Source organism: Actinoplanes sp. NPDC024001 (assembly GCF_040638955.1).
Classification (GTDB): domain Bacteria; phylum Actinomycetota; class Actinomycetes; order Mycobacteriales; family Micromonosporaceae; genus Actinoplanes.
This window is the reverse complement of record NZ_JBEZZB010000266.1, coordinates 1-9,023: the sequence shown is the minus strand read 5'-3', so window position 1 is coordinate 9,023 and position 9,023 is coordinate 1. Positions and strand designations below refer to the sequence as shown.

Sequence of the window (9,023 nt, the reverse complement as noted above, 5' to 3'; positions counted from 1 at the left end):
GACCGGCTGGTGCGCGACGGACCGGCCGCGCACCGGCGCCGGGGCGCAGGCCGCCACCGAGAGGTGCCCGAGGGCCACGTCGAGCAGGTGCACGCCGCCGATCTTCGCCTCGACGCGCAGGGTGGAGGCCTCGGCGCCCACCTGCCGCCCGCGGAACTCGTGCCGCACCCGGCCGAGCGAGAGCCGCACGGCGAGCGCCTCCGGTTCCGCCTCCGACATCCGGCCGAGCAGGCTCAGCGACAGGTGCGCGCCGGCCTTGCGCAGCGTGCTCACCTTCTTGCCGCCGGCGGTCACCTCGAGCACGGCGGGCCGGTAGTCGACCTTCGAGGAGGCGCGGTCGCCGCCGGCGGTCACCTCCAGCGTGGGCTGGGTGACGACCTTGATCGAGATCTCCTGCGGGGTGCCGGCGAACAGGCTCAGGTCGCCCAGGGCGACACCGGCCCCAGAGCGTACGCCGATCCGCCCGTCCCGCATCCGCACCAGGTCGGTGGCGCTCTGCGTGGAGCCGGTCGGGCCGACCCGCAGCAGGCTGGTCCGCCGGGCGCTGTGGGTGATGTCGTTGATCGCCTGGATGCCCGGCACCGCCGCGTTGCCCTCGAGCACGGAGAGGCCGCCGAGCATCGTCGCGGTCCGGGTGAGCGGCCCGGTCTTGCCGCACAGGTACGCGTCGTCCCACGTCGCCGCGGCCTTCGCGGTACCCAGTTTCGCGGTGGCGAGCCCGCCCGCGTCCACGTCGGCCAGGTCCACGCCGGCCGGACCGGACCGTCCCGGGGCGCGGTGTTCGACCGTCGCGTCGCCGGCCGGGATGCCGAGGACGCGGGCGTCGGCGTAACGGGCGGTGGCGACGGTCTTGTGGGGCTTGGCCGAGCTGTCGGCGGTGCCGCGGGCGACGGCGAGCCGGACGTCGGCGAGGGCGGGCAGGCCGGGTGCCAGCGGGCCGGGATCGAGCACCGCGATCTTCGCGAGGTCGGCCTGCGAGCGGGCGGTGAAGCCGCCGACGGAGCAGTTCGGGTCCGCTGCCGCGGCGGGTGTGGCGGGGAGGAACAGGGCGGCCACGGCTGAGGCAGCTCCGAGGCGAGCGATCGGCATGAGCATCCCTTCCGGGTGGGGAAGTTGTCCGACCTTTCATCGCCTCGCGCGCTTCAGGGGCTACGGGACTGCCGAGTAGGGCTCACGATGAGCACACACCGGCAATTAGGACAGATAACCAGTTACCGGCGCAGGATTCCGTCGTTCAACGATCCGACCGGTCCTCCTGGTAGGTCGCCCCACCGGTGGATTCCTCGGTCAGCGGGCGAGCCCCACCCTCGGGCGGGCCGGCCGCGGACTGCCCGCCGGCCGCCAGCTCCGGGAACTTCGCGTCGAACGCCGGGCGCTCGGACCGGATCCGCGGCATCCGGTCGAAGTTGCGCAGCGGCGGCGGGCTCGACGTGGCCCACTCCAGCGAGTTGCCGTGACCCCACGGGTCGTCCAGCGTGGTGACCTGCCCGGCCCGGTACGACTTCCACACGTTGTAGATGAACGGCAACGTCGCGACACCCAGGATGAACGCGCCGACCGTGGACACCATGTTCAGCGTGGTGAAGCCGTCGCCGGGCAGATAGTCCGCGTACCGCCGGGGCATGCCCTCGGCGCCGAGCCAGTGCTGCACCAGGAACGTGGTGTGGAAGCCGATCAACGTCAGCCAGAAGTGCAGCTTGGCGAGCCGCTCGTCGAGCATCCGGCCGAACATCTTCGGGAACCAGAAATAGATGCCGGAGAAGACCGCGAACACGATCGTGCCGAACAGCACGTAGTGGAAGTGCGCCACCACGAAGTAGCTGTCGTGCACCTGCCAGTCGATCGGCGGCGACGCCAGCAGCACCCCGGTCAGGCCGCCGAGCAGGAACGTCACCAGGAAGCCGATCGCGAAGAGCATCGGCGACTCGAAGGTGATCTGGCCGCGCCACATGGTGCCGATCCAGACGAAGAACTTCATCCCGGTCGGGATCGCGATCAGATAGCTGAGCAGGCTGAAGAACGGCAGCAGCACCTGGCCGGTGGCGAACATGTGGTGCGCCCACACGCTCATCGACAGCACCGTGATCAGGATGGTCGCCGCGACCAGCGTCTTGTAGCCGAAGACCGGCTTGCGGCTGAAAACCGGGACGACCTCGGTGATGATGCCGAAGAAGGGCAGGGCGATGATGTAGACCTCGGGATGGCCGAAGAACCAGAACAGGTGCTGCCAGAGCATCGGCCCGCCGGTCGCCACGTTGAAGACCTGCGCGTCCAGTATTCGGTCGGCGGCGAGCGCGAAGAGGGCGGCCGCCAGGAACGGGAAGACCAGCACCACCAGCAGGCTGGTCAGCAGGATGTTCCACGTCATGATCGGCATCCGGAACATGGTCATGCCGGGCGCCCGCAGGCAGACGATCGTGGTGATCATGTTGACCGCGCCGAGGATGGTGCCGACACCGGAGATGGCCAGGCCGACCACCCAGGCGTTGCCGCCGATGCCCGGCGAGTGCGCCGCGGTGCTCAACGGTGTGTACGCCGTCCAGCCGAAGTCCGCCGCACCGCCCGGCACGAAGAACCCGCCGAACGCGATCAGGCCGCCGAACAGGTACAGCCAGTAGGCGAACGCGTTCAACCGGGGGAACGCCACGTCCGGAGCGCCGATCTGGATCGGCACGACGAAGTTGGCGAACGCGAACACGATCGGCGTCGCGAAGAACAGCAGCATGATCGTGCCGTGCATGGTGAACAGCTGGTTGTACTGCTCCGGCGAGAGGATCTGCATGCCCGGCCGGCCCAGCTCGGCACGCATCAGCAGCGCCATCGCGCCGCCGAGCACGAACCAGACCATGGCGGTCGCGCCGTACATGATCCCGATCTGCTTCGCGTCCGTGGTGCGGATGGTGCGGGCCAGCCACGAACCGCGGACCTGGCGCCGCAGCGGATGCGGCCGGGTCTGCACGGGGCGGGGTGCAACAGCGGTCATCGGATCTCTCCGCTTCGAAGATCACGTAACGCACACTCTGCACCGTTCGTACCGCTCCGGCGGCGGGTTGCCAACCCGAGCCACATCCATCAGTACGGATCAAGGGGCTGGACGTGCACCATCCGCACAAGCACGCATCGCCGCGGACAATTCGGCCCCCGGGGGCACCTCGAGGTCCGGCACGACGCCGGTGCCCTCCCAGTTGCCGCCGGTCACCGGGTCACGCACCACGCCGTACGGGATCAGCGCCACCACGTGCGGCGAGATCCGTACCGGGGTGCAGTGGTCCGAGGCGCCGGCGGTGGCCTGGCCGATCACCGTGACCCCGCGGTTCTGCAGGACATAGGCGAGCGCCTCCCCCGACGAATAGGTGCGCTCGCTGGTCAGCACGACCGCCCGGCGTCCCCAGCCCGGATGGCCGGCCGTGGTCCGGACGTGGTCGACACCGTCCACAGTGGTGACCGTCGCCAGCGTCACCACCCGCGGCCCGAGCACGAACCCGGCGATCCGGGCCAGAGTCTCCATGTCGCCGCCGCCGTTGTTCCGCAGGTCGAGAACGAGCCCCCGGCAGCCGGCGGTCCGGGCGAACGCGCTGGTCACGAACGGTCCCGCGGGCTCCCAGGATTCCAGGCTGTCCACCCGCAGCACGGCGAGATCCGCATGCCGCTCCACCGCCGCCACCCCACCGCCGGCCCGCGCGATCGCCGCGCCGTCCGGCGGCGGCCATCCCATGGCCTGATCCCCATCGGGTACGAGCGAGCCGCCCGCATGGAACTCCAGCGTGAGGTGCCGCGAGACCCGGTGACAGATCTCCTCGATCCGCCGGCAGCCGGCCGCGCTGATCTGCTCAGCCGTCCCGCCGAACTCCCGGTCCAGCGCTTCCGCCAGCCGCGCGGCCCGCTCCCGGTCCGGCAGCAGCCGATCGGTCCAGCGCCCGATCCGGTGGGCGACGTGCGCCAAGCTCTCTCTCATGCACCGAAGCTAGGCCCCCTCCCACCCGTCCCCCGCCTCCCTCTGCCAAAGGCATAACCCCACCGCACCGTGCGAACGCGCGGTCCGCTTCACGGCCGGTCTGGTGAGGACTGTGCCCGCCAGTCGGGTGGGTCGGCGGGGCTGAGCAGCGGGTCGTCGGCGGCGAAGGTGCGCACCGGGCCCGGCGGCGTGAGCGGTCCCTCGAAGCGGACCGTGACACGCCCGAGGCCGCTCCCCCACACCCAGCCGGCGCCATGCTCGTCATGCCGCACGTCCTGACCCGGCCGCCAGACCGGGGACGAATCGGCCGGCTCCGGCTCCGGCCGGACTTCCGGTTCAGCCACCGCGGCGGCTGGTCCCTCAGCGATCGGCCCCGCTGCCTCCGGGCCCGATGACCGAAGCGCACCCGCACCTGTTACCGCACCGGCTCCGACCGCCGAGCTCAGCAGTGCAGCCGGGCCGGGCACGGAGGCAGGCAGGACAACGGCCGGCACCGGGACCGGGACGGGGTGATCGACCTCCTCCGGAACAGCGCCCACCGGCGCAGCCTCGGCCGGCCAGAACGGCTCCGGGAACAACGAGAAAAGGTCATCCTGCGCGAAATCCGCCAGGGTGGAGACCCCGACCCCGAGCAGCCGGATCCCGGCCGACGTGTCGATCTCGGCCAGCAGGCGGCGGGCCAGCTGGGCGACCAGCCGCGGGTCGTCGGTCGGCTGGTCGCGGGTGACCGCCCGGGTCACCGTGGTGAAGTCGTGGTGGCGGACCTTGATGTTGACGGTCCGGCCGGTCAGGCCGCCGGCGCGCAGCCGGCCCGCGACCCGGGCGGAGAGCAGGTCCAGCTCGCGGTTGAGCCGGCCGGTGTCGGTGAGGTCGACGTCGAAGGTCTCCTCGGCGGAGACCGACTTGGCTTCCCGCTCGCCCACCACCGGCCGGTCGTCGTCGGCGCGGGCCAGCCGGTAGAGACCGCCGCCGTGCGCGGTGCCGAACCAGTCGACGAGATCTTCCAGGGCCACCGCGGCGAGGTCGCCGACGGTGCGCACCCCGGCCCGGTGCAGGCGCTGCTCGGTGGCGGGGCCGACGCCGCCGAGCCGGCCCACCGGCAGCGGGTGCAGCACGTCAAGTTCCGCACCGGGCGGGACCACCGTCAGCCCGTCGGGTTTGTGCAGCTCCGAGCCGATCTTGGCGAGCAGTTTCGAGGAGGCCACCCCGACCGAGCCGGTGACGCCGCCGGTGGCGGCGGCGATGTCGCGTTTCACCGTCAGGGCGAGCTCGGTCACGCCGGTCACGCTGAGATCATGGTCGCCGGCGGCGAGATCCAGGTACGCCTCGTCGATGCTCACCTGCTCGACGAGCGGTGTCACCTCGGCCAGCAGGGCCATGACGATCTCGCTGGTCTTCTTGTACGCCGCGAACCGTGGCGACAGGTAAGCCGTGCCGGGCGGGCACCGCCGCCGCGCCTGAGCCATCGGCATCGCCGACCGAGCACCGAACGCCCGCGCCTCGTAGGAGGCGGTGGACACGACGCCACGCCCGGCCACCCCGCCGACGATGACCGGTTTGCCGCGCAGCGACACCTTGTCCCGCTGCTCCACCGCGGCGAACATCGCATCCAGGTCGACGTGCAGGATGCTGGGCTCGGCTCTCAGCGGTCCCCGTCCTTCCTCTCCGGCGCCCCGGAAGGGCACACCGGAGAAGACTAAGCCGGGGGTACGACATCCGGATTCAAACTGAGTGCCAGCGTCCCGGCCGTGGTGCCGACGATCAGCAGACCGGCCGTGGCTACGCAGGCGGTCGCCTGGTGATGGACCGGGATGGCGAGCTCCTGCCGGCCGGTCACCGGGTCCCACAGCCGGACGGTGGCGTCGTGACTGGTGGAGGCCAGCAGTGTGCGGCCGTCGTAGGCGGTGATCGTGCAGACTCCGGTGATCGCCCCGGTGTGCCCGGTGAAGGTGTGCACATGGGCGCCGGAGTGGACGTCCCAGACCCGCAGGGTCCGGTCGTCGCCGGCGGTGGCGAGCAGGCCCCGGCCGAGCGGGCAGGCGGCCCGGACCGGCCCCTGATGCCCGACGAGCACGATCAGTTCCCGGCCGGTGCTGGTCTCCCAGAGCCGGACCGTCCCCTCCTCCCCGCCGGAGGCGGCCAGCGCCGCGGAGTCCGGCGGCATTCGGCAGAGCACCGTGATCGGCGCGGTGTGCCCGGCCGCCCGCCGCCGGAACCGTTCGAGGGCGGTCCGCCGGTGGCGGGGTCCCCGTCCGGTTCCGGGGTCCCACAGCCGCACGACGCCGTCCTCGTCGGCGCAGGCCAGGCACTCCCGCCGGTCCCAGAGAACAGCGCAGACCGCCCGGGTCGCGCCCGGCCGGTCGGCCACGCGCGGCCGTTGGCCGCCGCCCAGGATCCACATCCGTACGGCCTGGTCGGCGCCCGTCGAGCAGAGCAGTGTGGTACGGCCGCTCCGCATCGTCGTGAGCGAGGTGACCGGCCCCGGCGGCCCGGTGAGCACCTGCCGCTGCGCACCGGTCGCGGCGTTCCGCAGCCGCAGCAGCCCGTCGCCGTGCCCGCAGGCCACCAGGGCCCGGTCGCCGTGCCAGGCCGGGACGAGCGCCGTCACCTCGGCGGCACGCGGCGACGCGGTGGCCGTACGGTCGCGGGTGTCCAGGTCCCAGAGCCGGACCGTGTTGTCACCGGCCGAGGCGAGCAGCGGCCGCCGGCGTACCGTGACCGCGCACAGGTCGAGGACCGGCGCGACGTGCCCGCTGAAGGTGCACAGGTGGGTGCCGGTGCGCGGATCCCAGAGCAGGACCGTCCCGTCGTCGCCGGCGGCGGCCAGCAGGTCGGCGCCGTGGATCCGGAGCGCGCACATGCTGCGGACCTGCCCGCCGGGGTGCCGGAGGGTGGCCCCGCGCCGGCCGGTCCGGGTCTCCCAGAGCCGGACCGTGCTGCCCGCCGCGCTGGCCACCAGCGCGCCGCCGGGGAAGATCAGGTGGCAGAGCGCGGTGACCGGCCCGTCGTGCGCCTCGACCCGCCACTGCTCGCCGTGTTCGGCCTCGGCCAGCCCGACCAGGCCGGTCCACCCGCCGAGCGCGATCGTCCCGTGGTCGTCGCAGGCCGCCGCGGTCGCCTCCCCGACGTCGGCGGTGATCTCCCGCACCGCGCCCGCGGCCGGCTCCCACAGGGAGACAGCCCCGTTGTGCCCCACGATCCCGAGCCCACCGGCCCGGGCGGGTGCGGCGGCGCCGGATCCGTACACCGGGAAGAGCGCCCGGACCTGCCCGGGCGAGCAGGTGAGCCGGTGGCGTTCCTGACCGGTGTCCGGGTCCCAGAGCCGGACGACGCCGTCCTCGCCGGCCGAGCCGAGCAGCGTACGCCCGCCGGTGCTGACCGGTCGCAGCGCGACCACCGCGCTGCCGGCGCGCAGCTGCCGGTCCTGCTGGCCGGTGTCCGGGTCCCAGAGCCGGACCGTGCCGCCCGCCGCGCCGCTGGCCAGCAGGGTGCGCCCGTCGCGGGTGACCAGCGAGCAGACCGAGCGGATCTCGCCGGTGTGCCCCTCCAGCACCGCCCATTCCATCCGGCGTTGCAGGGCCGCCCAGGCCGCCCGGTACGGCGCCCGGTGGTCGACGGCGACCCGCGCCTCCAGGGCCTCGATGGCGGCGGTGACGCTGAACATGGCGGCCCGCTCGGCCGGCCCGGCCCCGGTGGCCTGCGGGGTGAGCCGCAGCAGCCGGGCCCGCTGCTGGGCGAGGATGCTGCGGGCCCAGTCGGCGGCCGGGACGAGCCGCTGCAGGTCGGCGTAGAGCAGGTACTCGTCGTCGTCCAGCAACTCGTCGATCACCCCGCCGGCCGCCGCGTGCTGCGGCAGGCTTCGCAGCAGATAGGGGTCGGCGACCGCCCAGCCGCCGCTGCGCCCGTACCGGATCAGCCGGTCGCTGATCTGCCGCTGGTCCTGGGTGTTGCCGGCGACCGCGCCGCGGTCGCGCCGTAGCGCGTCGTCGAGAGCCTGGTGGAACAGCCGGAACCGGGCCGCCGGGCCGTCGCCGCTGGCCTCGACGATGAAGTTGGCGGCCGAGGAGCGGGCGAACTCGCCGAGTTCGGCGAGGCCGGTGGCGGCGCCCAGCGCCGCCAGCGCGACCTGCCACAGCTCGGCCGGCAGGCCGGGCGCCTGCGCGTAGGCCAGGGCGGTCAGCGCCAGCTTGGCGGTGGCGCCGCCGACGTTCGGCAACCGGGCGACGTACGCGTCGAGCGCCGCGTCCACGTCGGAGGAGAAGTCCAGCTCACCCGGGTCGGCCGGGGTGGTGTCGTAGAGGCCGTGCCGGCGCGCGGTGAGCCCGGCCACGAGGAAGTTGCGGTCGGCGAGCTCGGCGATGCGCGCGGCGACCGGTTCGGCGACGGCCGGATCAGCGTACGGGTTGCCGTCGCGTTCCGCCCCGACCAGCCGCAGGGTCGCCGCCGCGTACGCGGTGAGGTCCTCCACCTCGAAGTACTGCTCGTCGTCGAGGTCGACGACCACCCGGTCGGGGCCGAACAGGCGCAGCAGGTCACCGCCGTCGTCGCTGCGCCGGGTGCCGACCACCACCTGGGCGCCGGCCCGCCCGCAGGTCCGGGCTATCGGCAGCACGATCTCCTCGACGATCTGCTGGGCCTGTCCCGGGGTGACGGCCTCGTCGAGCGCGTCCAGGACCAGGTTGAACCGTTCGCCGGACCGGTCGGCGAGCCGCTTGGCCAGGGCCGGGGCGAGTTCCCGGACGTCGTCCGGTAGCCGGACCGCCGCCGCCCGGGCGATCTCGACGGCGACGTCGCGGGCGTGCTTGCCCTTGACGTGCACGGCGCAGGCGACCGAGCCGATCCGGGCTCTCACGGCGTCGTCGTCGGCCGGCAGCGCGGCCCGGATGCCGGCGTCCGCGGTGGTCACCACCCGGCCGAGGACCGCGGACTTGCCCACTCCGGGCGAGCCGGTGATCACCAATACCCGGTCGTCGGTGGTGGCCCGGTCGAGCCAGCCGGTGACCGCCCGCAGCGCGGCACGCCGGCCGCGGAACCGGTAGCCGGCCTCGGCGTCGACGGCGACGCCGCG

Annotated in this window: 5 protein-coding genes; all 5 read right to left on the bottom strand. The window is 73.4% G+C overall.

All coding sequences use genetic code 11. The features are described 5' to 3' along the window. Positions 1-1,089: hypothetical protein (locus tag AB0F81_RS48685; protein WP_360210829.1), on the bottom strand; the 1,089-nt coding region annotated here is incomplete at its 3' end. Between the two features lie 145 nt (positions 1,090-1,234). Continuing rightward, complete coding sequence (gene ctaD, locus AB0F81_RS48680; protein ID WP_360210827.1) at positions 1,235-2,983, bottom strand: cytochrome c oxidase subunit I; 1,749 nt, start codon at positions 2,981-2,983, stop codon at positions 1,235-1,237. A gap of 99 nt (positions 2,984-3,082) precedes the next feature. Beyond that, positions 3,083-3,955, bottom strand: coding sequence for a S41 family peptidase (locus tag AB0F81_RS48675; RefSeq protein WP_360210825.1), 873 nt, complete (start codon positions 3,953-3,955; stop codon positions 3,083-3,085). Between the two features lie 89 nt (positions 3,956-4,044). Further along, a complete protein-coding gene (locus AB0F81_RS48670; RefSeq protein ID WP_360210823.1) occupies positions 4,045-5,640 on the bottom strand; it encodes a DNA polymerase IV in 1,596 nt (531 codons plus the stop codon). A gap of 11 nt (positions 5,641-5,651) precedes the next feature. Next, positions 5,652-9,023: WD40 repeat domain-containing protein (locus tag AB0F81_RS48665; RefSeq protein WP_360210821.1), on the bottom strand; the 3,372-nt coding region annotated here is incomplete at its 5' end.

Coding starts and splice junctions, on each gene's coding strand:
- AB0F81_RS48675 (WP_360210825.1), bottom strand. CDS start 3,955: ATGAGAGAGAGCTTGGCGCACGTCGCCCACCGGATCGGGCGCTGGACC.
- ctaD (WP_360210827.1), bottom strand. CDS start 2,983: ATGACCGCTGTTGCACCCCGCCCCGTGCAGACCCGGCCGCATCCGCTG.